We start from the raw sequence: 25,916 nt of genomic DNA on the forward strand, positions 1-25,916 counted from the left end.
GCGCAGATTAGCCCATCTCCAGCAATTCCACCCAATTCCCATCCGGGTCTTGCAAATAGCATCCTTTCTTGCCGTCAACAATCTCGATGGGCGGGTTGAGTTTTCGCGCGCCGTTGGCGATGAGCCGCTCATACGCCGCGTCGATGTCGTCCACGACGAAGGCGATGTGCGACGCGCCGAATGCGTTGCGCTCGTGGACATGCGCGTCCGAGCCCGGCGGATGAACATACTCGATGAGTTCCAGCATATACTCGCCGTGCGTAAACTCGGCAATCTTGATGTGCGTGCCTTCGTAGCCGAGAATCTGCGAAATCGCGCTGCCATCACGCTCACGCCTGGGCAGCGGATTCAGCCCAATCACCTCTTCGTAGAAGCGCGCCGCGACATCAATGTCGCTAACGACAAAGCCGGTGTGGTGCATTTTGAGCAGCATTCTCTTTCCTTTCGCCTGAAGTTTCGGACACCGAGCAATGTAATAGGATGCACAGGATGGGCAGGATACGCCCCTACCCCACATGCCGCAGGTAGCGCTCCATTTCGCAGGCGAACCATAGCGCCATCGCGCCGCCGCGTTCGTCCCAGCCGAATATCGCGGGTCTGTCTAGGTACTCGCGCGTGCTGGACATTACGCCTGTGCCGGTGCACACATCCACCAGCCCGCCTTCGTCGTCGATGCGCTCCGATACGCCCTGCCACGCCAGCGCGAGCGCATCCGAGTACGATTCGTCGAGCCAGCCGAGCCGCATGCCGCGCGCCATCGCGTAGCCGACCATGCAGGTTACCGTCATCTCCTGATACGAGCCGGGGAAGTCGATTATCTGCCGCCACATGCCCGACGGCTGCTGATAGTCCAACAGCGCAGTCAGGTGCCGCCTGTGCTGCGAAACTAGCGCGTCGCGGTCGGCGTGGTCTTCCGGCAGGTATGTCAGCGTCTCGGAGTAGCCGAGCGCCGCGAATCCATTGCCTCTGCCCCAGTACCATGCGGCGTTGTCGCAGTGCCAGAACAGCCCGTCGTCTTGCTGCACAACGGCGTCCAGCAGAAACCGCGTCTGAATGTCGAGGTAGCTCGTATCGCCCCGTCCCAGGTTATTACAAACAGCCTGCGCTCTGCCCAGCACCGCGCCGTTGAAGAACATGTCCTCCACGCGGTAGTCGTCATCAGCGGCTGGCGGTATGCGGCTGGCGTTCACCGGGCGGAAGCGCTCGTCTGCTGCGCGAATCAGCAGGTCGTTGTAGTTCGCGTTGCCCGATGCGGCGGCGAGTTCGTCCGCATACACCAGCCCGGCAAGGTTCGCGCCGCCGCTGTTGTGCCCGAACACATCGGTTACGCTGCTGACGGCGTATCCCCTGACCATGCGCTCGATGTCCGCGACAGGCCCATCCCCGGGGTAATCCCCGTCCGGGTCAAGTTCGAATAGGCGCAGTCTGCCGCTCAGCGCGACGCCCTGCGTGTAGATGACCGGGTTCAGCTTGTGCCCGTATGCGCCGGCGAGAATGCGCGCCGCCTCGATTGGCGAGCGATTGCGCCGCTTGTCCATCTCACGGCGCGCGAGCGACGACGACAGCGCGGATGCCTGCGCGAATATGCGCCATAGCTTGCCTACTTCGGCTTCGACGGCGTCTGCCGGACAGGTCAAAGTGAGTGACGGTATGGGCGCGAGGTTGCTCGGCTTGCCTTCCGACAGAGCGGCGACGAGTGTGCCGTCCTTGCCCATCGGATACGCGCCGAGCGAGTTTGCGATGCGCTCGATAGGACCGGCGTATTCCCAGCGCACGCTGTACGCTTCGCGCACTTCCAGCACGACATCCGGCGCATGGAAAGCGACCCAGCGCCACAGATAGCGCGCCTCCGGGTCGTTATGGTCGTAATAGTAGTTGTCGCGCGGTGGGTAGTCTGTCGAAGGATTGCCACCCGCGCCGTTGCCGAGCAGCGTGCCTTGTTCATAGCCGTCCGGGTTGGCGCAAGGTATCGCGCTCAATGCCACATCGCGCTGCAATGACTCGCCCAAGCCGGCGTAAGACTCCAGCACGCGAAAGCCGTTGTCCACGCCCGCCGTCCTGCCCGTCAGCCCGCTAAGCAGCAGCACGCGGGTTCGGTCGGTGTCCGGCACATACGCATCCGGATGCAGCAGCGCCGGTATCTGCGTATCAGCGCGAGTAACCCCACAAGCGTCAAGAGTCCACAAATCAGGATATTCGCGCGCAAGTGCATCAATTCGTTCGGCAATACTCATCTTTCGGACACTCCGTTTCAGACTAGGACAATCTAAAGCAATAGGGATGTAGGGCAAAATCGCAGCGCAAATCTCAATCTCTAATCTCAATCCCCAACCGGCGGAAGGTGGTTTATCAGGGCGGCTAGGTAGCCGGCGCCGAAGCCGTTGTCGATGTTGACGACGCCAATGCCGGTGGCGCAGCTGTTTAGCATCGCGAGCAGCGCGGCTAGTCCGTCGAAGCTCGCGCCGTAGCCTACGCTCGTCGGCACTGCGATGACCGGCACTTGCACGAGACCGCCCACTACGGACGGCAGCGCGCCTTCCATGCCCGCCACGGCGACGACCACGCGCGCGCGTTGCAGCGACTGCATCTGCGCGAGCAGACGGTGCAGACCGGCGACTCCCACATCGAAGACTTGCTCAACATCGCAGCCCATCATCTCGGCGGTTACGACTGCTTCGCGCGCTACCGGCAGGTCGGCGGTGCCGGCGCCTACCACTAGCACTCCCGGCGTCTGCTTGCGCTCAGACTGATGCCGCCGGTCAACGACGATGCAGCGCGCCATCTCTTCGTAGCGCGCTTGCGGCACCTTGTCGATTACGGCGTCGAACGCCTCCGGAGACGCACGCGTTACCAGCAGGCGGTCGGAGCGCCGCAGCAGCGCCTCGGATATGGACGCGATGTGCTCGGGCGTCTTGCCCTGACCGAATATGACCTCCGGAAAGCCCTTTCGCAGCGCGCGGTGGTGGTCAACCTTGGCGAATTCCAGGTCCTCAAAAGGCAGGTCTATCAGGCGCGATATGACATCGTCTTCGCTGATGCCGTTCGCCTTGAAATCTTGCAGCAAAGCCCGTAGGCGTGTCTCGTCTATGGTTGTCCTCCGGCTATGGTTCGCCTTGTGCTGCGCCTAGCAAGCGACGAACCGTTGTCTCGCAGATGTCAGTGTGAGCATATCTGCGACAGTATTCTAACGCATTATAATGCGCCGCTTGACTGTCAGTAAAGAAACATGGCTGAGACGATTCCACAGAGCCCTAATGTCGTCATTCCAAACGCAGTGAGGAATCTGAAATTGTTGCATGCAAACCTGTTTCCGACTTTAGATTTCTCGCTTCGCTCAAAATGACAGGTATGAATTGCATTTGTGACATCGTCTTAACATGGATGACAGGATACATCCAGTATGTCCTGTTTATCCATATCAGTAAGCCCTACGACCACTTGACATCTACCCATAGTTCTTCCAAGCCGCGCAGGACTACTTGCTCTCTGTACACAGGTTCGGCGACCAGTTCAATGTCCGAGAAGCGATCGAGGACGGCGGAGAAAGCGGCGCGCGCCTCTAGCAAGGCTAACGGTGCCCCGAGGCAGTGGTGGATGCCGCGTCCGAATGCGATGTGGCTCTTTTCGTTGCGCCCGATGTCGAGTTTGTCCGGCTGCGAGAACGCGGCAGGGTCGCGGTTTGCGGCGCCTATCGCGCACAGTACCCGCTGACCGGCGCGGATGGGCTGTCCGGCGATTTCCACATCGTCGTGCACAAGCCTGCCGTCCAGCTGCACAGGGCTGTCGTATCGCAGCAATTCGTTGATTGCGGAATCCAGCATGTCAGGGTTGTCGCGCAGTCTTTGCAGCTGCACCGGGTTCTTCAGCAGCGCGTGCATGCCGTTGCCGATGAGGTTGCGAGTGGTCTCGTTGCCCGCGACGAGCAGCAGCACCAGCGTGCCGAGCATCTCTTCGTGCGTGAGCTTGTCGCCCTCGTCCTCGGCGTTCAGCAGCGCGGTAACCATGTCGTCCTGTGGGTCGCTGCGGCGCTGTTCGATGATAGATTCAAAGTATGCGTAAAACTCGTCGGTGGCGTGCTGAACACGGCGAATTTGGTCATCGTTCAGCGTGGGTTCGATGGTGAGCGATATGTCGTTCGACCAGTCATTGAACCTGTCCATGTCCTGCGCGGGAACGCCCAGCATCTCGGCTATCACGGTTACGGGCAGCGGATAGGCGAAGGCGTCTATCAGATCAAACCTGTCCTTGCCGTCTAGGTCTGCCAGCAGTTCGTCCACGATGCGCTGCACCCTTGGATGCAGCTCTCGCACCGAGCGCGGCGTGAACGCCTTGGACACGAGCGAGCGCAGCCGCGTGTGTTCGGGCGGGTCGTGGTGCAGCATGCTGCGGTATTCGTCCACGACGCCGTCGTTCTTGCGAAAGCGCCGGTGGTCGCGCAGAACCGTGTCCACATCGTCGTATCGGGTCAACACGAAACCGTTAATCAACCGCATGCGGTGAATCGGGTCTTTTTCGCGCAGGCGGTCGTAGGTATCGTATGGGTTGTTGCGAATGCTTGCCGAAGTTGGATCGTAGCTGACTCCGGATTCCATGCGCTCCCAAGCAAGCAGCGCCGGAGACAGCACGGGCTGCAGCGCGCGCCGAACGGGTCGGGGAAGAATAGCCATACAAGCCTCCAACTACAAACAACGGAATCGCCGGCAAGTATAGCACGCGCGCCGCTAAACCGCGCCCATGCCCCGCAAGCACACTAATTCGGGCTTGCTATAGCCCAGCATATCCATGTACACAACGCTATTATGCTGCCCTAGTATTGGCGCGGCAGTGGTATTTGCGCTGCGTTCTCCGTCCACTAGCCAGGGCAGCGTGGGGTGTTCGACTGTGACTGCGTTGGCGTGTTCGACTTGCGCGAAGAAGCTGCGTTCGCGCAGGTGTTCCCAGCTTAGGATGTCTTGCGGCGTTGCAACATAGGCGAACGCCAAGCCGCGGCGTTGCGCGCGCTCGAATATGTCGTGGCGGTCGTGGCTCATCAGCCAAGGCAGCATCAGCGCATCAAGTTCGTCGGCGTTTTCGCCTCTGCCCGCTCTGTCGCCAAAGCGGTCGGCGGCAAGTTCAGCGATGTCCATAAGCTCTGACATTTCGGGCCAGTTGTGGTCGGGACCTGCGATGACGCCGACATAGCCGTCTCGGCACGGATACGGTCCCCACGCGGCGCGTCCGTAACCGCGGTTGCCCGTGCGCCGGAAGTTGCTGCCGGTGTAGCTATACTGGCTGAGCGCGTTCTCCAGGATCGTCGCCAGATACTCAGAGATTGCCACATCTACATGCTGCCCGATGCCGGATATGTCGCGGTGCAGCAGCGCGCCGAGCGTTCCCGCGAATGCGTTCTGTCCCGCGCCGTACTGCGCCAGACGCGCCGCCATGCCCAGCGGTTCGCGCTCTGCGTCGCCAGTGATATACATCAACCCGCCCATAGCGTACAGGTTGATTTCGCGCGCGCCGTAGTTGCGGTATGGACCGGTCTGTCCAAAGTTCGATACGGATGTCATTACAATTCGCGGGTTTATGTCTGAAACGCTGTCGTAGTCCAAGCCCAGCCGCTGCATCACGCCCGGTCGAAAGTTTTCCACCAGCACATCCGCCCATTGCAGCAGGTGGCGCAATATCGGCTTGGACGCGCCGTGTTTCAGGTCGAGAGTGATGGACTTTTTGCCGGTGTTCAGGTACAGATACAGTGCGCTCTTCTCGCGGTGCGGCACATCGTCCGGGAACGGGCCAATGCGGCGCGAAGGATCGCCCACGCCCGGCCGCTCCACCTTGACGACATCCGCGCCTTGCGCCGCCATCAGCCGCGTGGCATACGGACCTGCGACATAGTGCGTTAAGTCCAGCACCTTCAGCCCGTCAAGCATCTTGATCTCCGTGCTGCCTTATCCTACCCATCCTGTCCATCTGTGTTAGTTCAGCATCATCAGTCGAACGCTCTTTCAAGCGCGTCCGCGATGCGGCCGAAGTCGTTCGCGGCGCGTTCGACATCGGTCTGCGCCGTTTCGAGCGTGTTGGCGGCGCGTGTCATGTCTTCGCCGGCGCGTTCTAGCGTTTCCTTTGCGCGGCTGACATCATCGCCCACGCGCTCTATGGTGTTTGTGATGCGCTCTGCGCTGTCGTCGAGTTCGGCGGCTAGGATGTCGAGCGAGTCGGATGTGCGCTTGAGCGATTCGGCGGTCTCACCAGCGCTGTTTATCGTGCGAAGGACGCCGGGCGCATTTATGACGACGATGATGAGCAGCAGATTCGCCAAGAACAACAGGAGCGCCAGCCCCGCCATCATTCCCCACTTCCAGTACAACTCCGGCTGCTCAAAATTCATCGTCGCCTATTCCTGCTCGTCCTGTCTATCCTGTTAAGCCGCATTATGCCGTACTTAGCCGTATTTGGGCAGCTACTGGACGGGTATTACGGCGCGCTTGTGGGACGCCATCGCGACGCGCTTGTCGCCTTCGTGCGCTTCTATCTGATATGTTAGGCGGTTGCGGTCCACTTCGGTCAGCTCGACGCTGATGACCACCGTGTTGCCGACGGGCGTAGGCGCGAGATGGCGCAGCCCGTCCACCGCGTATCCGACTGTCGTGTGTTCGGCGGGCATGTACGGCTCGGACTGCTTAATGCACGCGCCTTCCATCAGCCCGAGCAGTGCCGGTGTGGATAGTACATCCGCGCCCGGCTTGCCCATGCGGTTGGTCGTATGCTCAAGTGTAACCTCAATCTCCTGCTCAAACTTCTGCCCCGCCTCGAACTCTTCCATTGTCATTTTTTCGTTCCTTCCATTTTCAAATTGCCGATTTTCAATCTGTAAAGCGGCAATCTTCTATCCTGTCATATTCGCTTGCACTACCGGCTCGGCACATAGTAGTCGAAGACGGCACTTATTTCCACGCGCAAGCCGGGCAGTAATGGCGTTTCTAGCGCCATGCCTTCGGTGAAGACGCCGATGCGCTCGAATGCGACGGTGCGCGCGCGGAACACCACGATTGTCTTCGCTATCGGGTCGGCGAGCCAGTATTCACCTACTCCGAACTTTTCGTAGCGTTCGCGCTTCAGCGTGCGGTCGATGCGCTCGGTGCCGGGCGACAGCAGCTCAATGACCAAGCCCGGCGCGCCATGCAGCCCGTCGGAGTGGATTATGTGCAGCCGCTCGTTGGATATGAACACTATGTCCGGCTGCACCACATCGCCGTCGGACAAATATACATCAATTGGCGAGGCGACTACTCTGCCCAGCCCGTTCTCACGAACAAAGTCGCGCAGAATGGCAGCCAAATTCAATGAGGATTCCTGATGTTCATACGAAGGCGCCGGCGCCATGTACAACTCCCCATCGATTAGTTGGTAGCGGTTTTCGTCGTCTTCGGGAATGTCTAGGTAATCCCGAACTGTGAGCCGCACTTGCTGGTTTGGAACCATAGCCCGCCCTCTTACTGCACTGCTGCTTATACTGATGTATGGTGTTTTTTCTCGCCCCATTCCGGCCTTCCCCCCATGAATCCCCATGAAGATGGAAGGGACTACTTGGGCAGGAACATTTGTGGAAGAAATTTTAGAAAACTTCGATGCGCTTGAAGGCTTCGGCGTAGGTTACGCCTATGCGCTTGCCGACTTCGGCGTAGCGTGTGCGTGAGCGCACTTCGCGCAGTTCCCAGCCTTGTCCGACTTGGCTACGATGGCGGCTGAGCGCGTCTAGCTTGTCTTCGAATGTGTCCGTAACGTCAAGGTATGTGTCCGGGTCTAGCGAACCCCACATATACACTTCGCGCACCTTGTGCGGCTGCAAGCCTTCTTCGTTATGCTCCGGGAACGCCATCCTGTCGCGCGCGTACGGAAACACGCAGTTGAGCGTTACTCTGCCGCATACATAGTGGTCTTCGTGGCGGATGTACGGGCGGTTCGGATCCATAGTCAGCACGGTGTGCGGCGTGTGTATTTTTATCTGGCGTGAAATCTGCTCTCGCAGCTCGTAGGTATCGCTCAACCACTGGTCCGGATGCCGCAGGAACACGACCTCGGACACGCCCAACACTTTCGCCGCCTCGCGCTGTTCCACCTCGCGTATGGCGGCGAGTTTTGGCGATGTCATCTCCGGGTCGGAGCTGCCCTTGTCGCCGTTCGTGCAGACGACGAGCACAATCTTGCGACCTTGCTTCGCCCACTTGACTATCGTCCCGCCGGCTCCCGTTTCGGCGTCGTCCGGATGCGGCGTAACCACCAGCACAGTCGTCGTGCTGCGCGACAGGTCATGCGATTCGTCAGGGTTGGGATACGCCTGCGAAGCCTGGCTTGCGTTGGGATTAGAACTCGCTTGTGTCATTTGTCTCCTATATCCTCATAACATTGCGATGTGGACAGCGTCTTTTCTGTCGTTTATTGGCAAAGCGGATTGAGTGTCAAACCGTTTCTTTGCGCCGTGAACACTGCCATCTCAACATCTCTGGCGCTCCATCCATGCGTTGTAAGCATCTCACGCTTCTGTCCAAGATTCAGGCATTTCTAGTCCGTCCCTAAGATGTATGGTTTGTTATTCGCCCGAAATGCTGACTGACTGATGGACTGACACACTGACCGACTGAAAAACTAGCTGCCCTTGAACACCGGCGTGCGCTTTTCTTGGAACGCTTTGATGCCTTCAATGGCGTCGTCAGTGCGCTGCAGTCGGCGGTTGACGATGCCCGCGAGCCGCACGCGGTCTTCCAGCCGCATGCTCAAGCCTCTGACCGCCACTTCCTTGATGGCGCGCATCGGCAACGGCGCGTTCTGCAGCAGCTTCTGCACCAGTGCGTCCGTGCGTTCCATCAGTTCGTCGTGCGGCACGACCATGTTCACCATGCCAAGTTCGTATGCGCGGTCTGCGCTTATCAGGTCGCCGGTGAACAGAAACTCCAGAGCGAAGTTGAGCGGCACGCGCTGCGACAGCATGCAGGGGCCGCTGACCGAGCCGATGCCGCGTTTCGCCTGCGGCCAGCCGAACTGCGCCTGATCGGAAGCGATGCGAATGTCGGACGCTAACGCGATGCCGCCACCCTGCGCCAAGCAGAACCCGTTGATGGCTGATATTATGGGCTTGAATATCTCGGACTGATAGACATATAGGTCTTCGGTGGAGATTTCGGTGTCGTACAGCGCATCGCTGCGCCCGGACATTGACACGAGGTCGTGTCCGACCGAGAAGGCGCGGCCATTGCCTGTCAGAACCGCCATCCAAATGTCAGGGTTGTCGTTCACCTCGTGGAGCATCTGCCAGAGCATATCTCGCATCTCCACATCGATAGCGTTCAGCTTGTCGGGCCTATTGAGCGTGATGTAAGCCACTCGCTCCCGCAATTCAAACTCCACGACCGCCATGTTCGTACCTTCCTTTGCAATTCATCAGTCCAAATATCCGTCCAACCATCCGCATGTTCATAGTCAACCCACATGTTAGACTGCCACCTACCCATCCGCAAGTTGAGCCGCATACTGCCGATTCTGTCCATTGATATTTATCCCTCGCAGCCCCGCGACTTAACCTTGATACTGCGGTCAGGCTTCGCTACACTGAAAGGTGCTTATCCCTCGGAGAAAGGCTGGCAGCAAGCTTACATGTCCACCTCCGCATCAATGACAATCGAGCAGCGCAGAGAGGCTGTGCAGCGACTTCAGGTGCGTCTCGTGCGAAGCCTCGTTCTCTACGGAATGCTGCTCGTCGCAGCCGCCACGATAGTCGCCACCATATACTCGCCCGGCATAGACCAAGACCCGCGCCGTCTCATCGGATTGCTCGCGGTTGGCACCGTAACTGGCGGCTGTCTGTTTTCGCTCATCTTCCTGCTGCCCGTACTGCGCTGGATTGGTGCACGTCCGGAAGAGTCACGCATACTCCCAATATGGCTGCTGATAGGCTTTGCATTCGGCGTATGCGCGGTGTTTCTCACAGGCGCGTCTCAGCCGTTCGTCTTCGCCTTCTACACAAACGTCCTAGACTTCCAATCGTTAGGCAGGTTGTTGGACGACCTGATAGACGCCTTCTTCCGCGCGCCGCTGAGTTCGTTCACCTTTGGCGTATTCGCCTTGTATATCGGCGTGCTAATGTCGCCCGTCTTCGGCATCGGCGCGTGGATAATCGACATGTTCAACAGGATGAACTACCCTAACGCCTACTCCGACCCTTGGATAGAATCGCTAGGCGACAGGTTGCCCGCAACCCGCGGGTGGGCAACATCCGCCGCGCCATGGCTGTCCGTCATAGGGCCCTGGGCGCTCGCGGCAGCCGTAGGCGGCGCCGTCCTGCTATTCGCCGCCACCGGTCCCATCGAATTCTTGGCAAGGCTGCGGCTGGGGTAAGACCGATTGCTGGCGTCCGGCGACGCGTTGCCCCCACCATACTGCTAATAATCCTAATTTTCGTCCTTGCGTTCACGAGTGCTGTCTGCGTTAAAATAGTCGGATGAAAACTCACATTATTCGCCAGACTATTACCAAGCAACTTCCTTCCAAACTTCCGCCGCCGGCTGCGCTAATCGTTACCGTCGTCGCCGTGCTTGCGCTGCCCGTGCTTGCTTGCAGCGAGGAGCGCGTGCCGCCTCCGCCGCGCACTACGGTTACGCCGATTACTCGCGTGCTGCCTGCGCCTGCGCCGACTGCCGTTCCTACCGCTGCGCCGATGCAAGCAGCTATTGGTGGTGGCGCAAGTGGCGGCAGTGGTTCGGCCAGTACAGGCGCTGTTGGCAGTACCAACACGGACAGTACAGACACGGGCAATACGGGCACGACCGGCAACGCAACCGGCGCTAGCGGCATTACCGTCAGCGCGGGCAGTATCAGGACTGTCGGCGCGACTGGTGGCAGCGCTGCCGCGCCGTCGGAGGGCGCGGAGATACGGTCGCGGCGTTACCGGCAGCCCGGCTTTATTGGCGTTAGCACGGACGATGTGGCGCCGTTCACGAACATCGCGGAGCGAGCGATGGGCGAGCAATTCGCCGTTGCGAACGATCTGACGGGCGTGGCTATCTTCGACTATGACCGCGACGGCGACCACGACTTCTACATCACGCAGTCGCGCGGCAACCCGAACCTGCTGTTCCGCAATGACGGCGGCGATTCATTCACTGAAGTCGGCGTGCAGGCGGGCGTGTCCGCGAATGCGTCCAACAGCACCGGCGTCGTTACCTGCGACATCGACAACGACGGCTATCAGGACATCTACCTCAGCGCGCAGGGCATCATTGGCGACGGCTTGGACTATGAAGATGCGGTGTACGACTCCGCGCTGCGCGAAGCCGTCAGCGACCGCCTGATGCGCAACAACGGCGACGGCACTTTCACCGACATCACCGCCGGCGCGTTCGGCGACGAGGCGAACTTCCGCACCGGCACAAGCCCCGCCTGCGCCGACATCGACCGCGACGGATGGGTGGATATATTCGTCGCCAACCGATCTGACATGGACTCGGTGCATCCCGGCGTCTTAACGCGCGGCAACGAGAATGTGCTCTACCACAACGACGGCGACGGCACATTCACCGAGATTAGTGTGGATGCGGGTGTGCGGGGCGAACAGGTCGTAACCTGGGCATCGCTGTTCTTTGACTTCGACGACGACGGCGATCCAGACCTGTGGACGGCTGACGACGGCGGACCCGTGCGGATTTACCGCAACGATACCGAGAACAACCGCGTGCGCTTCACGCCGGTCGAGCGCCCGATGGGGCTGGACAAGCGCGGCAACTGGATGGGCTTTGCGCTCGGCGACTACGACGGCGACGCGGACTTGGATGTGTTCGTAACCAACATCGGCTACCATCCCAAGACTCGGCCGCTGCCGTTCGAGGGTGCGAGCGGCGACTGCTCCAGCGAGCAGCTGTATTCCGTTTCCACCTGCGCCCACTACCTACTGCGCAACGACGGCACGATGGTCGTCCCGCGTCTGGGTGAAGTCGGCTTCTTTCCGGATGTCGCGCCGACCGTGCCGATAGAACCGAATCGTGTCATGCCGCCCGATTCAATCGACCCGGGGCGGATATGGCTTGATTGGCGGGTGCCGACCGGTCTAGCGGCGTACGACTTCGGCTTTGGCGCGGTGTTCTTCGACATGGAAAACGACGGTGACCAAGACTTGTATTGGACCGGCGCCGCGCTCGGACGCGGCGAATCGCCGGAAGGTAGGTGGTTTCCATCGGCAGGGCGTATGCTGCGCGGCGACGGCGCGGGTAACTTTCAAGACATCACCGTGGAGGCGCGGCTGCTGAACATCAAGGATGTCGATTACGGCGTGCTAGACCCGCTCAGCGCGCAGTTCGACCGCGAGCGGCAGCGCATCGACACAGCGTACCACGAGAACGGCAAGGGCTTGGCGAAAGGCGACCTTAACGGCGACGGCTATATCGACCTTATCGGCACGAACAGCGCAGGTCCCATCTACCTCGACCCAAGCGCGGGAACTGACAGCGCGCTGGGCTTCGAGAACGGACCAACATTCGTTTGGCTGAACGGCGGCGGCGATAACAACTGGCTCGCGCTGCGCCTGCGCGGACGCATGGTCGAGGACGGCACGGGGAGCAACGCGGATGCCATCGGCGCGCGAGTCTTCGTGTCCACGACGGGCGCGGATGGCAGGCGGCAAGTGCAGACTGACGATGTAACCGCAGGCTCAAGCTTCCTGTCTATGTCCACGCTCGATCTGCACTTCGGCGTGGCAAACGCCAGCATCGCTGACGAGATAACCATCTTTTGGCCCAGCGGCGTCCGCCAAGTAATCCGCAACATCCCCGTCAACCAAGTGTACGAAATCACCGAACCCGCGCTGCCGCAGTAATCGTTGGACAGGATGGGGCGAATCTATTGCAATAGGCGCTCAATCCGCTGCGCTTGGCGCTCTTGGCGCTGGGCGGGTGTCCGTACTGTCTGAACCTTCCACGTCGGGCACTACGGACTCCCAATCGCCTATCAGGCGCTTGGAAGTGTCTTCCAGGGTCATTGTTACCACTGCGCCGGCGATGCTCATCGCCGCGGACACTGCGAATAGTACGTTGTATGAACCCGTCATGTCGAGCATTATCCCCGATACCCAGCTCACGAATGCATGCCCCATCTGCGCGCCGGACATTTGCCAGCCGTACACCGAGCCTATCGGACCGTTACCGTAGTACTGCCTGTTGATGACGAGATAGCCCGTCCATTCGCCGCCGAATCCGATGCCGAACAGTACCGCGAACAGGTAGAAGTGCCACCACTCGGTCGATACGAACAGCATCAAGACCGTCAAGCCCTGAATCATCAGACAGGTCGCCATTATCGGCTTTGTGCCGTACTTCTCCGCTATCATCGGAGTCAGCATTCGGCTTGGTATGCTGACCAGCGACAGGATGCTCAGAGTCAGCGCCGCTTCGGTGAAGGTTAAGCCCTTCATTATGGCGAACGGCACGACGAATAGCAGAATGATGCCGTGTCCCGCGCAGCCAAGACCGTGAATGGCGGGCAGATTCCAGAACGCCTTCGTACGCCGCACATGCTGGTTGAACACCTTGGCGCGCGCTCTTTCCTGTTCCGGCGAAATGCCCGAATCTTCGACGTCGCCAGCGCGCGCACCGTATGCCAGCGCGCCTACATCGGCGGGCTTGCTGCGGAATACCAGAGTCAGCAGCAGGATGAACGCGCCGGCGGCAAGTCCGAAATAAGTGAATGTGGTCTGCCAGTCAACACCTTGCACGAAATTAATGAGCAGCGGCGCCATCACTGCAGGCCCAATGCCCGACGCAGCCCAGAGCAAGCCTGTGGCGAGCCCGAGCCGCTGCCTAAACCAAGCGGACACCGCAGCCATCAGCGGCACCATGAAAATCGCTTGTACCGCGCCGCGCAGGATGCCGAACGACAGCCACAATTCCCATGGTGCGCTGACGAACGCCACCAGCACCATCACACAGCAGTAGCCCAGTGAGGCAACGATCATCATTTTGCGCGGACCGTAGCGCTCACCGAGCCAGCCAGCTACCGGCGACAGCATCGCGCCCGCCAAGAAGAACAGCGTGAACGACAAGCCCACGCTGGACGCGCTGAATCCGAACTCGCCGCGTTCATTCATCAGCGGCTCGACCAGAACACCTCCCGCGAAGTTCACCGACAGCGCGACCATCTGCACTAATGCCAGCGTCCCCACTACAACCCAAGCATAATGGAACGGCGCGCGATTGAGCAGGTTCGATAGAAGGTTGATAGTCAGCACGCTGTTCTGCCTCGATGGCGAGGCTGGTGTGTTGGGCATAGGAGTGTGGCGGCGTTCTTTCGGGAATTCGCTTGAAAAAAACCTTCACCCGCTTACGGGCGAAGGCTCAGCGTGGTGTCATTCCTCGTTCATGTTGGAATGGTAATGCACAGGTATGGTGCAAAGCAACGATAAGCGAGAATTGTCAGTTAGCCCGGCACGCCCGGCAGTTCGATTTCGTCTGCGAAGTGGCAGCTGGCGAACCTGCCCGGCGACACTTCCTTCAGCGGCGGCGCTTGCTCGCGGCAGAGGTCGCGGGCGAACGGGCAGCGCGGGTGGAAGTAGCAGCCGGACGGCGGATTCGCCGGGTCTGCGACTTCTCCTTCTAGCACCATTCCGCGCGACTGCACAGCCGGATTAGGCACCGGAACGGACGACAGCAGCGCCTGAGTGTACGGATGGCGTGGCTGCGTGAACAGGTCTTCCGTTGATGCGACTTCGACGATTTTGCCGACATACATCACTGCGACTCGGTGGCACAGGTACTGTACCACGCTGAGGTCGTGGCTGATGAACAAGTATGTCAGCCGCAGCTCGTCCTGCAAGTCCTGCATAAGGTTGAGGATTTGCGCCTGCACGGACACATCGAGCGCGGACACCGGTTCGTCCGCGATGACTAGGCGCGGGTTGACGACGAGAGCGCGCGCGATGCCGATGCGCTGCCGCTGGCCGCCACTGAAGGCATGCGGATAGCGCCGCGCATAATCGACGGAAAGCCCGACGAGCCGCAGCATCTCCGCGACGCGGTCTTCAAGCTCGGAGCCGCGCGCAAGGCGATTGACCCGCAGCGGGTCCGCGACCACATCGAACACGGTCATACGCGGGTTGAGAGATGCGAACGGGTCTTGGAATATGAGCTGCATCTCTTGGCGCAGCAGCCGCAGCGTCTCGCGGTCCGCGCCTGCGGTGTTAATACGATCGCCGCTCTTCATCGTGAACTGCACTTCGCCATCCGTGGGCTCGATGGCACGCAGGATAGCCCTGCCGGTAGTCGTCTTGCCACAGCCGCTCTCGCCCACAAGCCCGAAGGTCTCGCCTTCGTTCAGGCTGAAGCTAACATCGTCAACCGCCTTCACATTGCCTACGGTGCGCCGCAGAAAGCCTTCAAGTATCGGGAAATATACCTTCAAGCCCTCGACATCGAGTATCTGGCTGCTGCCGTTCTGTTCCGTACTCATCGACTAATCCTGCCGCCCGTTCCACCTAATATCCTGCTCATCCGGCGGAGAAGGTGGGTATGGGCATATTCCTATTAATCCTGTTCGATTGCCCCAGCACCCGTGGCGACAGTATTCGCGTCGTCTTCGTACAGCAGGCAGCGTACGGTGTGCCCTGTTTCGACCTCAATCGTCTGCGGCATTTGCACATCGCACACGCCCGGCATCGCCTGCGGGCAGCGTGGGTGGAACGGGCAGCCCGACGGTCGTATAAACGGCGGCGGCACGGTGCCGCTGATAGCCGTCAGGCGCGTTGTCTGTCGTTCTCGCCGCATCTGCGGGATGGACTTTAGCAACTCCTGCGTGTACGGATGCCTCGGGTCTCGGAATAGCGTTGCGGTGTCCGCGCGTTCCACGATTTTGCCCAGATACATCACGATGATTTCTTCCGCCATCTGCGCCACAACGCCGAGGTTGTGTGTGATGAGCATCATCGCCATGCCGAGTTCGCGCTGCAACGACGCCATCAGTTCTAGAATCTGCGCCTGCGTAGTTACATCCAGCGCGGTCGTGGGTTCGTCCGCGATAAGCAGCGACGGGTTGGACGACAGCGCCATCGCAATCATCGCGCGCTGCCGCATGCCGCCGCTCAGGTTGAACGGGTACGAATCGACTCGCTGCTCCGGATTGGGGATGCCGACCTTGCGCAGCGTGTCCGCGACAATCTCGCGCGCCTCTTCCTTCGTAACTTCCTGGTGCAGCAATATACCTTCTATAATCTGGTCGCCGACGGTGTGCACCGGGCTGAACGAGACCATAGGCTCTTGGAAGACCATCGTGATGTCGGCGCCGCGAATACGCCGCATGACATCGCCGTCTTGCGGAAGCTGCTGCAAGTCTATCTCTTCGTAGCCGCCGTCGCCGTTTTGCGTGGGACGATGGTAGATAATCTCGCCGTCAACGGTTCTGCCCGGCGGGCGGACGATACGCATAATAGACCGCGCGAGCACGCTCTTGCCGCAGCCGCTCTCGCCGACCACGCCCAGCACCTTACCCCGGTCGATACGCACGGTTACATCGTCAACCGCCCTCACCTCGCCCTCATCAAGGTAGAAGTAAGTCTTCAGGTTTCGTATATCCAGCAGCGTGTCGTCCATCGAATATCGCCCAGTCAAGAACACCGATCATCCGAAATAGGCCCGAAATATAGATAGACAATGCCGCGTTAGATTGCAGTCGCGGAATAGCCGGCAATTCAACCGGCAACCCTGTCTATATCGGTGAAACGGTGTTCGGTAAAATTACCCTTCTCGTATTGCGTATGGGTCGGCGGCGTCGCGTAGGCCGTCGCCCATGAAGTTTAGCGCCATTACGGCTATCAGCACGAAGACGCCCGGCAGCAGCAGCCAAGAAGCCTCGGCGACCGCCTGCAATGTCTGCGCTTCCTGAAGCAGCACGCCCCAGCTTATCGCCGGCTCGCGCAGCCCCAGTCCCAAGAAGCTCAGCGATGTCTCCGCTATGATGATGCCCGGTATCGCCAGCGTCGTTGCCGCGATGATGTGGCTCAGGAACGAGGGCAGCATGTGCCGGAAGACGATGCGTATCTCGTTCGTGCCATACAGCCGCGCCGCCAGCACGAAGTCCTCTTCTCGCATCGCCAGGAAGCGACCGCGCACCTCGCGCGCAAGGCGCGTCCACTCGATGAGCGAGATGATTATCGTGATGGCGAAATAGACCCGTATGATTGACCAGTCGCGCGGCACGGCAGCCGATAGCGCAAGCCAGAGCGGTATCGTCGGTATCGCGCGCACGAATTCAATGATGCGCTGTATCACGGCATCAGTTAATCCGCCGCGCAGCCCGGACAAGCCCCCAAGCATAGAGCCGAGGAATATGTTCAGCGCCACGCCCACCAGACCGATGGACATGGACACGCGCGTGCCGTACATCAGGCGCGAGAACATGTCGCGCCCCATCCTGTCCGTGCCGAGTGGATAGAACGGCTGCGGCTCCGTGCTGGTATCCACATTTAGCCCCATCAAGTGCCAGTCCGTTTCTATGAAACCGAACAGTTTATACTCGTGGCCGCGCACGAAGTAGTTGATGGTGTGCTTCGTTTCTTCGTCGGTCACCCACTCCATGCCAAGCGTTTCGGGGTTGCGCTCGCCCTTCAGCCCATTGACATAGGGCATCTGCGGAGTAAAGCCGTCGAAGAAGTGAATGCCTTGCGGCGGGATGAATGTGCGCGTTGCGAACTCTTGGCGCGGATCGTGTATCGCCAAGAACTCCGGGAACAATGCCACAAAGTAGAAGAGCAGTACCACGACCGTGGATGCCATTGCGACGCGGTGTCGGATGAACCGCCACCAAATCAGCTTCCACTGGGATGCAATGTATATCTGCTCGTCTTCAGATGGTCTCTGAATTGGGAGCGATTCCGTCTGTGCAGCCATCTCTTTTTCCCGTCATTCCTGCGAAAGCAGGAATCTAGGCTCCAATACGAATGCGCGGGTCCATCGCTGCCAGAACGATGTCCGATATAAGGACGCCGATGAGCGTCAGCGTCGTCAGTATTAGCACGATAGAGCCTGCCATGTACATGTCCTGCGACAGCAGGGCGCGCAGCAGCAGGGGACCAATCGTGGGCAGGCTCATAACGGTCGCCACGATAAGTTGGCCGGAAATCAGGCGCGGCAACTCAAGCCCCGCCGTGCTGACGAACGGGTTCAGCGCTATACGCACCGGGTACTTCAGCACTACCTTCCATTCCGGCAAGCCCTTCGCGCGCGCCGTCTCCACATAAGGCTTGTTCATCTCGTCCAGCAGGTTCGCGCGCACAATGCGGGTGAAGCGCGCCGTGCCGTCCGTGCCAAGTATAAGCATCGGCAGCCACAAGTGCTTGATCAAGTCTATGAACTTGCCTACACTCCAAGGCGCGGTGATGTACTCGTCCGAGAACAGCCCGGTCGCCTTGACGCCGAACCAGCTGAACGCGAACCACATGGCGACAAGCGCAATCATGAAGTTCGGCGTTCCCACTCCAAAGTACGATAAGAATGTGAAGAAATAGTCTATCACCGTGTACTTCTTCACGGCGGACAAGATACCGATGGGAATAGCAAGCGTCCAGGTGAACAGGATAGTGGCGACTCCGAGCAAGACGGTCATCGCCAGCCTTTCGTTGACAAGCTCCTTGACGGGACGCCTCCACTCGATAGACAGCCCCAAGTCCCACTGGATGATGCCATAGACCCACTTGAGGTACTGCACATATATGGGCTGGTTCAGCCCGTACTGCGCGCGCAACGCCTCGACCTCGCTCTCGTCGGCGAGTTCGCCCGTCGCCTGAAGCTGCGCGATGTAGTCGGTCAGGAAGTCGCCCGGCGGCGCCTGAATGATGGCGAACGCCACCACCGACATCAGAAACAGCATCGGTATGAATATGAGAAACCGGCGGACTATGAACTGTATCATGGGAGTGTGCCAGTTGAGGCTTTAACATGGATTAACAGGATAGACAGGATGAGAAGCCTATCCATCCTGTCTATCCTCTTTAGTTTCGGTTATTGATTATCGAGCGTAGAACCACTGCTCCGGGAAGCCCGTGTTGGGCGTTCGCAGAGGCCAGTCGTTGCCGGCCGCGTCGGGCACGTTACGCAGGTCGTTGTTCGTTACGATGACGCCCTGCACCATCGGGGACAAGCCCACGATGCCGATGTTGTACTGGTTCTCAACGATGGTCTTGTAGATTTCCTTGCCCAGCGCGTTGCGCTCTGCCGGCGGCAGACCGGGACCGCGCTTGTGCATCTCAAGCAATGCGACCGACTCGTCGGCGCATGGGTAGCTGTTAGGTCCGTCCGGATCTTGCAGCCACAGCGCGCAGCCCGGCCCGTGGAAGTTGCCTGCCGCGCCCTCTCTGGGCGATCGCTTGTCTATGGAGCTGAAGGTGAAGCCCGCCGTGTCCTCGTTCCACACCATAACCGCCCATTCGTTGGTCTGCCAGCGCGTGAAGTGCTGGCTGCGCGTGGTTACATTCACATCAGCCTTGACGCCTACGGCTTCCCAAGCGCGACCGACAACCTGCGCCGCGTCGGGCCAAGTGCCGAATGCGTCCGTAACGGTAACACTCATCACGATGCGCTCGCCGTTGCTGAGGCGGAAGCCCTCGCCGTCCTTGTCAGGGAACACACTGTCAAGCAATGCATTCGCCGCGTCCGGATCATATTCGGTGCGGAGTTGCGCGATGTCGTCGCCCGGATAGTGCGGGTGCGCCGGACCGGGTACGCCCTGACGGATCGTGCCAAGCCCAAGGAACTGAATCTCTTGGATTGCCTTCCTGTCGATTGCCAGCGAGAGCGCCTGACGGAACTCCTTCGTCCTTATCGCCTCGCCGGTGGGTCCGGGCAGGCTCATGTTAAAGAAGAACGCCACATCGGAGCCTGCGAAGGTCGGCCAGGTTCGCACCGTGTAGCCGCCCTGCTCTTCACCCTGCTTGAGCGTGGTGAACTGGTCGAGCTGGATGTGCCGACCCTGCATGTCGATGTCGCCCTGCACTGCCATCAGCGTGCCGACTTCCGTGCCACCCTCGGAGAGGGTCAGCTGGATGCCGTCAAGGTACGGGAGCTGGTTGCCCGCCGGGTCAACTGCCCAGAAGTACGGGTTGCGCTCGGACATCACCACCTGGTCGCCCAGTGGGTTCGTGAACTTCCACGGCGCGATGGTGGGCTTTTCAGGGTTCAGATTGTACTGCGTCTGGGAGTCGTAATACTGCGTCCAGCTCTCGAACTCGGCTGCTTCGGCGTTCGCCTGCGCGTCCGGGTTGTGGTCTGCGTGGAACTGCATCATATAGTGAGAAGGCGCCCAAGGAACATTCCTGGTCGAGCCGTAGCAAGCCTCGTCAGCCTGCGCCACTATCTCCAAGAACAGGAAGTTCGGCACGGGGAAGGTGAACTTGACTGTAACATCATCAACTTTGGAGATGACGCCTATCTCGTTGCCAATCCTCAGGAAAGGCGGGGAAGTCGGCGTCAGGTCTTCGTTCATAATGACATCTTCGTACTGGTACACGAAGTCGTCCGCAGTGAAGTCGTCACCGTCAGACCACTTCATGCCCTCACGCAGGAAGAAAGTCCATTCTGTGCCGTCGTCCGAGACTTCCCAGCCACGCGCGATGGACGGGACGAACGACAAGCCGTCCTGCGAGAAACGCGCCAGCGATGCGCGGGACAGGCGGAAGAAGTTGCAGCCGTCCGCAGGTCCGAGGTAGAAGCGCCTTACAACGCCGCCGTACTCACCGATGCCGTCCTGCAGGGTGGGGATAATCATCGGCTGCGAGGGGATGCGCTCCCAGACCGGGGGAAGCGTGCCAGCGGCTACTGCCGCCGCGAGGTCAGGGGATTCGCCGAGGTTCGACCGAACTACTTCGACTTCCTTCTCAACGATCTTCTGCACTTCGACGACCTTTTCGACAGGTACCTCGATGCGCTCGACCTTTACGACCTCTTTCTCGACCTCGACTTCGACTTCCTTGATTACCTCAATCTCTTCGGTGACGACCTTCTCGACTTCCTTCACCACTTCGACAGGAACTTCGACCTGTTCCGTCACCACTTTTTCGACTTCGACGACCTTTTCAACTTCGACAATCTTCTCCACGACTTGTGGTTCCGCAGCGGGCTGCGAGCTACAAGCCGCGAGGATTGCTCCCAATACGAACATTGCCGCCAAGAGCAACACTGACCGTTTCATCTCTGACCCCTCTCTCGTTTAGACTTGGCAACTCTGTTGCCGCCATCAATAAATATATCGGCCGCGCACATGCACGACCAATCACGCCGCCTTTTGAGACGATTGTGATAATTTGCCGTAGATATTAGGTATCACATCCCCAAATGTCAAGCATTCTGCCCCAAAATCACCTTGAAATGGCAGGATCGGGGCAAAATACGCCGCTACTCCTGATTCAGAGTAGGCGACCGCATCGGCGGGCCGTACTGCTCCGGCGTTAGGTGGATGACTTCCTTCCGGTACACCTGCACGCGGTAGGACAAGTTGTCGGAGATGTACAACCGTCCGTCGCCGGACACGGTTACGGACTTCGGCCGGCGCAGGTATTTTTGCTGTTCGATGTTGGACATGTCGCGCAGGCGGTTGGGCATCGCGTTCGTCAGCATATAGTCGCGCGCGACCTGAGAGAGCGTCGCATCGCCGAGGAACTTTTGCACATAGCGCGTCTCGGAGTTGAACAGCTGCACGCGGTCGTTGCCCCAGTCCGCCACATATATGTCCCCGTCGTCGTCCACAGCGACATCGGTCGGGCGGTTGAATTCGCCGTCGCCGCAGCCGGAGCCGCCGAACTTCGTGATGAACTCGCCGTCCGTGGAGAATACCTGCACACGATCGTTGCGCCAATCCGCGACATACACCGCGTCTTCGTCGTCAACATCGATGCCCCAGGGCATGTTCAGCTGCCCTTTGCCGCTGCCGAACTCGCCGAACGCGGTGATGAACTCGCCGTCCTTCGAGAACTTCTGAACGCGGTGGTTCATCGAATCGGAGACATACACATTCTCTTCAGAGTCGAACGCTATGCCGCATGCGCGGTCGAGCTGACCCGGCTCGCTGCCGGATTCGCCCCAGCACTTGACGAACTGCCCGTCCTTGTCGAACACGGTGATGCGGTTCAGGTATTCGTCCGAGATATAGATATTCTCGTCCGAGTCGGTGATGATGGATACGGGCCACATAAACTGCCCCTCATCCTTGCCTACCGAGCCGAACTGCCCGAGATCTTCGTCCGCGTAGTTATAGCGCCGCACCAGCGAAGCGTTATCCGCGCGGCACAGGACATACAGGCGGTTTTCATCGCCCAGCGCCACATCGATGGGATAATTCGTCAGTCTGCGCATTCCGAGCGTCTTATCAAAAGGAAACCCGCAGCGCAGCAATCCGTATGGTCGTGTTGTCATAGTGGTGCCTCCAAGTGGTGTCAAGCGTTTGCAGCTTGCAGTCGTCAGTTTGGGGCTACTTTAGCGTTGCGGGGGCGGGTTCGTCAACCGGAGGTGATAGAGAAGGAAGTATTGAGGAATTGGTGTTGAAACTAGAGTCAGACTATATGTTGCATAGGTCGTTCCGGCGCAATAGATTTCGATGACTGGAACGAACATCTCTATACTCGATGGTCGTGTACACCCGTCCTCGAATGCCGGGGATTATCTGGCGATCCCTGAAATCGTCCTGAAGTGCTCTGTCGTTTGTGAAGAGCAACCGTGCTCCGCTCACTATCGCAAGACCAAGAACATGCTCATCGTCGGACCTGCAATCGACTTGAGTCATCAACCTTTCAGTTTCCGCATTCACGTCTGAGTCGTCGATATAAATGGCAATCCCTGAATTCACCGCTTGTTGAAGCCACTGAGCGAAACGCCTATATCCACCAAGTTCACATAGTAGCGCGCCTCCAACTACTAACTTGCCATTACCACTACTCAGCCAGTCGAAGAAGTATTTTCCTGCTTCCGACTGGTTCTCGCCGAAGACTTCATCTCTAACATTGTTGTCGAGTATGGCACACATTTACAGTCCGATTGAGCGGCGAGTCTCTTCCATAAAGAACCGACGATAACTAGGCGGCGCGTCCAGTACATTACCGTTTTCGTCCAGCCTGATCGAGTGGATATGAACGTCCAGTTCGCCTTCTTCAAAAAAGAGTATGGACACATCCTCTGGTTTCAATCTGGTTTTTTCGTCACGCACGTCCATACGCACGCGGTCCAGAAGATGATCACTGTGAGTCTCAACTACCAACTGACGTCTTCCTTCGGCTACGATATTACAGAAGAGACTGCCCAACGCGGCTTGAGCACTAGGATGCAAGTGTACTTCCGGTTGCTGCAGCAGGAAAATCTGGGGCGAGTCTCTACGCATCAACTCCGTAATTACAGGCAAGGCTTGGCTAACTCCGTATCCCATATCAATCAAGTTCTTGTAAGGCCCCTTTAGCCTTCTGCTGCCAGATTTTCTGATCTGTACCTGAAAGGGTTCTCCTTCGCTTCTACCCAAAGACTTAATGTTTATTTCGTCAAACAATCCCGAAGATTGTCCGAATTCCTCAAGATTAGTTTTCAGACGGTTCCATTCGCTAGGACTGCGACGTGAGGTATTAGCAAGGTATGTGGGGATATACTCACCTTCTGGATCGCTCGAAGGTCGAACAGGATCGTAAGTACGGCGTGGACGAGAGCGAACTGGTGCACTTGCGAAAGGAAAAATTGTGGAATCAGGCGTTACCCATACCGGATTTAATGAGTCCGCCAACTCCTCAATTTGCTTCCTTTCCGAAGCTTCTATCTCGATAGATTCTTCGTCTTCAACCCGCCAAAAGCGAATCGCATCGAACGGTAACAAGTGAACTTCGTCCTGTGACCGAAAACGGTATTCGAAAAGGTGCTCTCCCTCTGTTTTTGGTGTGCTGTACCGGAAATGATACTGACCACGTTCGTGAAGGTGTACCTCTAGGTTTGCGTTTCCCTGAGTAATGCACCGCTTGATTGGAAAAGGTACCGCTCGAACCTCCTCAAATCGAGCGGAAAAAGACAGGCTTTCTTCGCTTTTCCTCTTTGATCGACGCCTTTGTGCATGAGGGCTATACTCAAATCCAGCTTCGAACGCTCTGACTCGCCCACCTCTTCCCCCGCGGTTGTGAGCAATGTCTCGGAATGTACCGAGATCGTAAGGGTCCTTCTGAAAATCGGGGGATTCGCTAAGAAACGCAACTTCCCAAAGAGCACGAATCAGCGCCAGAAATGAAGTTTTGCCGGTGCTGTTGTTCCCCACAAGAAGCGTCAGTGGAGCCAATCGCGCTGACTGGCGTTCTCTGAAACACCTATATCCTTCTACCGTTATCTTATCCATACACGGATTGTACCAATCTCTTAACCGTCTTGCATGCGAAAGGGCGGTCCCAAGACCGCCCCTCACTGACTTCTGATAACTAACCGATGAAAATAAGCACCCCTACGCCATCTGGTATTCCCGTGTGGACACGATTAGTTGCAACATGCGGCCTATGTGTTCGGCGCTGGATTGGCGGGCGATGTCGGTGTCGAAGCGCAGTTCGCCGGCGGCTTCGGCGTAGCGCAGAAGGCCCGCGCGCGTGTCGTCGCCGACTTCGACGGGACCGGCGAGTTCCAGCGAGCGCTCGACTAGCTCGGCGGGCAGGCAGGCGTCCCCGTCCGCGCCCATGCGCTCCACCAAGTCGTTGATGCCGGGCTTGCTGAGGTCGCCCACCTCGTTGACCGCGAAGTTCACCCGCTCGTTCAGCGTGCCGCCGTCAATCCATTCGTGCCCGGTGTGCCAGCCTTCTACCGTCGGTGGGTCGAGCAGCTGCTGTCCCATCAGCTTTGCCGTGCCGGAGTAGGAGACCAGACCCGGCGCAGGCTCGCGGTATGTGCCGACTAGCTTTATCACGCCGGTTATCAGCTCGATTGGGCTTTTTACCTTCTTGAAGCGCGCCTCTTTGAAGAAATCCGAGTTGAACATGGCGCTGAGCATCGCGCGGATGTCGCCGTTGGATTGCAGGTATGCGGCGACGAGCGTGTTGATTGCGTCTTGGTCGCGCGGCGGCACGGTGTTCCACGATGGCACTTGCGGCTCGTCCGCGACGAAGAAGTTGTACATGTGCCGCGCGATGAACCTCGCCGTCGCGGGCTGCTGCACGATGATGTCGATGATGTCCTCGCCGTTGAGGTTGCCGGACTGCCCCAGGAAAGTCTTGTCGCCTTCGTCGTGGTCTTCTTCGATGTACTTGAACGGCGCGGGGTAGTAGCCGTGCGGGTACAGCGGTATCGGCTGCTCGAATGTCCAGCCGGTGAACGCGCGTGAGGCGTCTTTGATGTCATGCTCGGTGTAGTTGCCCACACCCATCGAGAACAGTTCAAGCAGTTCGCGTCCCCAGTTTTCGTTCGGCTCGCCGTTATGGTTCTCGTTGTTGTCCAGCCAGAAAATCATCGCCGGGTCTTTGGCGAGTTCCAGCAATATGGTGCGCATGTCGGTCATGCCCACGCGCCGGAAGGTGTTTATCTGGTTCACGGCGGACATGACATGCTGGTTTTTGGTGATGCCTGTGGCGAAGACATGATGCCAGAACAGCGCGGTCTTCTCTTGCAGCGGGCGCTGCGAGTTGAGCATACGGAACATCCAGATACTCGCGTGGATAGGGTATCCTTCGCCGCCGAAGTATCTGTCGAGAATGTCTTCGTCCATGTCCGGCAGGCGTTCCGGGTTCACTAGGTCGTCCACGACGGCTTCGTAGCCCTTCGCCAAGAGCGCGTCCAATTCGCCGCGACTCGCGCCGAAGCCCGCGCGCCGCATCAGGTGTGCCATCTGTGCAAGTTCGTTGTTGGTCGTGACCGCTGTACCGTTGGCTTCCATCGCCCGCTCCTTCGCATAGTGTAATTGGCATGCCGATT

Annotated in this window: 22 protein-coding genes; 2 read left to right on the top strand and 20 right to left on the bottom strand. The window is 58.8% G+C overall.

What is annotated here, in order from left to right; translation table 11 throughout:
- Positions 1-7: 7 nt before the first annotated feature.
- The 10 genes from F4X57_06195 to F4X57_06240 form a co-directional block, all read right to left on the bottom strand.
- On the bottom strand, positions 8-517 hold the full coding sequence (locus tag F4X57_06195) for a VOC family protein (protein MYC06745.1): 510 nt from the start codon (positions 515-517) through the stop codon (positions 8-10).
- Positions 507-2,234, bottom strand: coding sequence for a hypothetical protein (locus F4X57_06200; GenBank protein MYC06746.1), 1,728 nt, complete (start codon positions 2,232-2,234; stop codon positions 507-509). Before F4X57_06200 ends, F4X57_06195 begins: the two co-directional genes overlap by 11 nt.
- An 86-nt stretch (positions 2,235-2,320) precedes the next feature.
- Complete coding sequence (gene larB, locus F4X57_06205) at positions 2,321-3,088, bottom strand: nickel pincer cofactor biosynthesis protein LarB (protein ID MYC06747.1); 768 nt, start codon at positions 3,086-3,088, stop codon at positions 2,321-2,323.
- Positions 3,089-3,428: 340 nt separating this feature from the next.
- Positions 3,429-4,592 carry a cytochrome P450 gene (locus tag F4X57_06210; GenBank protein ID MYC06748.1) on the bottom strand — a complete coding sequence of 388 codons (1,164 nt, stop codon included), beginning with the start codon at positions 4,590-4,592 and terminating at the stop codon, positions 3,429-3,431.
- Between the two features lie 129 nt (positions 4,593-4,721).
- Positions 4,722-5,912, bottom strand: coding sequence for a CoA transferase (locus F4X57_06215; GenBank protein MYC06749.1), 1,191 nt, complete (start codon positions 5,910-5,912; stop codon positions 4,722-4,724).
- 59 nt (positions 5,913-5,971) lie between these two features.
- Positions 5,972-6,370, bottom strand: a complete 399-nt coding sequence (locus F4X57_06220; GenBank protein MYC06750.1) for a hypothetical protein — start codon at positions 6,368-6,370, stop codon at positions 5,972-5,974.
- 72 nt (positions 6,371-6,442) lie between these two features.
- Positions 6,443-6,811, bottom strand: a complete 369-nt coding sequence (locus tag F4X57_06225; protein MYC06751.1) for a hypothetical protein — start codon at positions 6,809-6,811, stop codon at positions 6,443-6,445.
- An 80-nt stretch (positions 6,812-6,891) separates the two neighbouring features.
- Positions 6,892-7,551 (bottom strand): Uma2 family endonuclease, encoded by a 660-nt coding sequence (locus F4X57_06230; GenBank protein MYC06752.1) that lies wholly within the window; start codon positions 7,549-7,551, stop codon positions 6,892-6,894.
- 46 nt (positions 7,552-7,597) lie between these two features.
- On the bottom strand, positions 7,598-8,365 hold the full coding sequence (locus F4X57_06235) for a PIG-L family deacetylase (GenBank protein ID MYC06753.1): 768 nt from the start codon (positions 8,363-8,365) through the stop codon (positions 7,598-7,600).
- A gap of 263 nt (positions 8,366-8,628) precedes the next feature.
- Positions 8,629-9,396 carry an enoyl-CoA hydratase/isomerase family protein gene (locus tag F4X57_06240; GenBank protein ID MYC06754.1) on the bottom strand — a complete coding sequence of 256 codons (768 nt, stop codon included), beginning with the start codon at positions 9,394-9,396 and terminating at the stop codon, positions 8,629-8,631.
- A 237-nt stretch (positions 9,397-9,633) separates the two neighbouring features.
- Here F4X57_06240 and F4X57_06245 point away from each other — a divergent pair, with 237 nt between their 5' ends.
- Positions 9,634-10,374 carry a hypothetical protein gene (locus tag F4X57_06245; GenBank protein ID MYC06755.1) on the top strand — a complete coding sequence of 247 codons (741 nt, stop codon included), beginning with the start codon at positions 9,634-9,636 and terminating at the stop codon, positions 10,372-10,374.
- Positions 10,375-10,477: 103 nt separating this feature from the next.
- Positions 10,478-12,844 (top strand): CRTAC1 family protein, encoded by a 2,367-nt coding sequence (locus F4X57_06250; GenBank protein MYC06756.1) that lies wholly within the window; start codon positions 10,478-10,480, stop codon positions 12,842-12,844.
- Positions 12,845-12,883: 39 nt separating this feature from the next.
- Here F4X57_06250 and F4X57_06255 read toward each other — a convergent pair whose 3' ends face one another.
- From F4X57_06255 to F4X57_06300, 10 genes are all read right to left on the bottom strand, one after another.
- Entirely contained in the window at positions 12,884-14,290 is a 1,407-nt protein-coding gene (locus F4X57_06255; GenBank protein MYC06757.1) for an MFS transporter, read from the bottom strand.
- A 149-nt stretch (positions 14,291-14,439) separates the two neighbouring features.
- Positions 14,440-15,468, bottom strand: coding sequence for an ABC transporter ATP-binding protein (locus F4X57_06260; GenBank protein ID MYC06758.1), 1,029 nt, complete (start codon positions 15,466-15,468; stop codon positions 14,440-14,442).
- A gap of 74 nt (positions 15,469-15,542) precedes the next feature.
- Positions 15,543-16,604: an ABC transporter ATP-binding protein gene (locus F4X57_06265; protein MYC06759.1), complete on the bottom strand. Its 1,062-nt coding sequence runs from the start codon at positions 16,602-16,604 to the stop codon at positions 15,543-15,545.
- A 144-nt stretch (positions 16,605-16,748) separates the two neighbouring features.
- The gene (locus tag F4X57_06270) at positions 16,749-17,900 is read right to left on the bottom strand and encodes an ABC transporter permease (GenBank protein ID MYC06760.1); all 1,152 of its coding nucleotides are present in this window, start codon (positions 17,898-17,900) and stop codon (positions 16,749-16,751) included.
- A 34-nt stretch (positions 17,901-17,934) separates the two neighbouring features.
- Positions 17,935-18,921, bottom strand: coding sequence for an ABC transporter permease (locus F4X57_06275; GenBank protein ID MYC06761.1), 987 nt, complete (start codon positions 18,919-18,921; stop codon positions 17,935-17,937).
- Between the two features lie 96 nt (positions 18,922-19,017).
- A complete protein-coding gene (locus F4X57_06280; protein ID MYC06762.1) occupies positions 19,018-21,195 on the bottom strand; it encodes an ABC transporter substrate-binding protein in 2,178 nt (725 codons plus the stop codon).
- Between the two features lie 203 nt (positions 21,196-21,398).
- Positions 21,399-22,415 carry a 6-bladed beta-propeller gene (locus F4X57_06285; GenBank protein ID MYC06763.1) on the bottom strand — a complete coding sequence of 339 codons (1,017 nt, stop codon included), beginning with the start codon at positions 22,413-22,415 and terminating at the stop codon, positions 21,399-21,401.
- Between the two features lie 142 nt (positions 22,416-22,557).
- Positions 22,558-23,022, bottom strand: a complete 465-nt coding sequence (locus F4X57_06290; protein ID MYC06764.1) for a hypothetical protein — start codon at positions 23,020-23,022, stop codon at positions 22,558-22,560.
- The gene (locus F4X57_06295; protein MYC06765.1) at positions 23,023-24,360 is read right to left on the bottom strand and encodes an AAA family ATPase; all 1,338 of its coding nucleotides are present in this window, start codon (positions 24,358-24,360) and stop codon (positions 23,023-23,025) included. It lies immediately after the preceding gene.
- 102 nt (positions 24,361-24,462) lie between these two features.
- Positions 24,463-25,878: a DUF1800 domain-containing protein gene (locus F4X57_06300; protein ID MYC06766.1), complete on the bottom strand. Its 1,416-nt coding sequence runs from the start codon at positions 25,876-25,878 to the stop codon at positions 24,463-24,465.
- Positions 25,879-25,916: the final 38 nt, after the last annotated feature.

The organism is Chloroflexota bacterium, from assembly GCA_009840355.1.
Lineage (GTDB): Bacteria > Chloroflexota > Dehalococcoidia > Lucifugimonadales > JADFKI01 > Bin90.

Coding starts and splice junctions, on each gene's coding strand:
- F4X57_06280 (MYC06762.1), bottom strand. CDS start 21,195: ATGAAACGGTCAGTGTTGCTCTTGGCGGCAATGTTCGTATTGGGAGCA.
- F4X57_06235 (MYC06753.1), bottom strand. CDS start 8,365: ATGACACAAGCGAGTTCTAATCCCAACGCAAGCCAGGCTTCGCAGGCG.
- F4X57_06225 (MYC06751.1), bottom strand. CDS start 6,811: ATGACAATGGAAGAGTTCGAGGCGGGGCAGAAGTTTGAGCAGGAGATT.
- F4X57_06300 (MYC06766.1), bottom strand. CDS start 25,878: ATGGAAGCCAACGGTACAGCGGTCACGACCAACAACGAACTTGCACAG.
- F4X57_06290 (MYC06764.1), bottom strand. CDS start 23,022: ATGTGTGCCATACTCGACAACAATGTTAGAGATGAAGTCTTCGGCGAG.
- F4X57_06250 (MYC06756.1), top strand. CDS start 10,478: ATGAAAACTCACATTATTCGCCAGACTATTACCAAGCAACTTCCTTCC.
- F4X57_06240 (MYC06754.1), bottom strand. CDS start 9,396: ATGGCGGTCGTGGAGTTTGAATTGCGGGAGCGAGTGGCTTACATCACG.
- F4X57_06285 (MYC06763.1), bottom strand. CDS start 22,415: ATGACAACACGACCATACGGATTGCTGCGCTGCGGGTTTCCTTTTGAT.
- F4X57_06195 (MYC06745.1), bottom strand. CDS start 517: ATGTGGGGTAGGGGCGTATCCTGCCCATCCTGTGCATCCTATTACATT.
- F4X57_06200 (MYC06746.1), bottom strand. CDS start 2,234: ATGAGTATTGCCGAACGAATTGATGCACTTGCGCGCGAATATCCTGAT.
- F4X57_06230 (MYC06752.1), bottom strand. CDS start 7,551: ATGGGGATTCATGGGGGGAAGGCCGGAATGGGGCGAGAAAAAACACCA.
- F4X57_06265 (MYC06759.1), bottom strand. CDS start 16,604: ATGGACGACACGCTGCTGGATATACGAAACCTGAAGACTTACTTCTAC.
- F4X57_06220 (MYC06750.1), bottom strand. CDS start 6,370: ATGAATTTTGAGCAGCCGGAGTTGTACTGGAAGTGGGGAATGATGGCG.
- F4X57_06215 (MYC06749.1), bottom strand. CDS start 5,912: ATGCTTGACGGGCTGAAGGTGCTGGACTTAACGCACTATGTCGCAGGT.
- F4X57_06245 (MYC06755.1), top strand. CDS start 9,634: ATGTCCACCTCCGCATCAATGACAATCGAGCAGCGCAGAGAGGCTGTG.
- F4X57_06255 (MYC06757.1), bottom strand. CDS start 14,290: ATGCCCAACACACCAGCCTCGCCATCGAGGCAGAACAGCGTGCTGACT.
- F4X57_06275 (MYC06761.1), bottom strand. CDS start 18,921: ATGATACAGTTCATAGTCCGCCGGTTTCTCATATTCATACCGATGCTG.
- F4X57_06210 (MYC06748.1), bottom strand. CDS start 4,592: ATGGAATCCGGAGTCAGCTACGATCCAACTTCGGCAAGCATTCGCAAC.
- F4X57_06295 (MYC06765.1), bottom strand. CDS start 24,360: ATGGATAAGATAACGGTAGAAGGATATAGGTGTTTCAGAGAACGCCAG.
- F4X57_06260 (MYC06758.1), bottom strand. CDS start 15,468: ATGAGTACGGAACAGAACGGCAGCAGCCAGATACTCGATGTCGAGGGC.
- F4X57_06270 (MYC06760.1), bottom strand. CDS start 17,900: ATGGCTGCACAGACGGAATCGCTCCCAATTCAGAGACCATCTGAAGAC.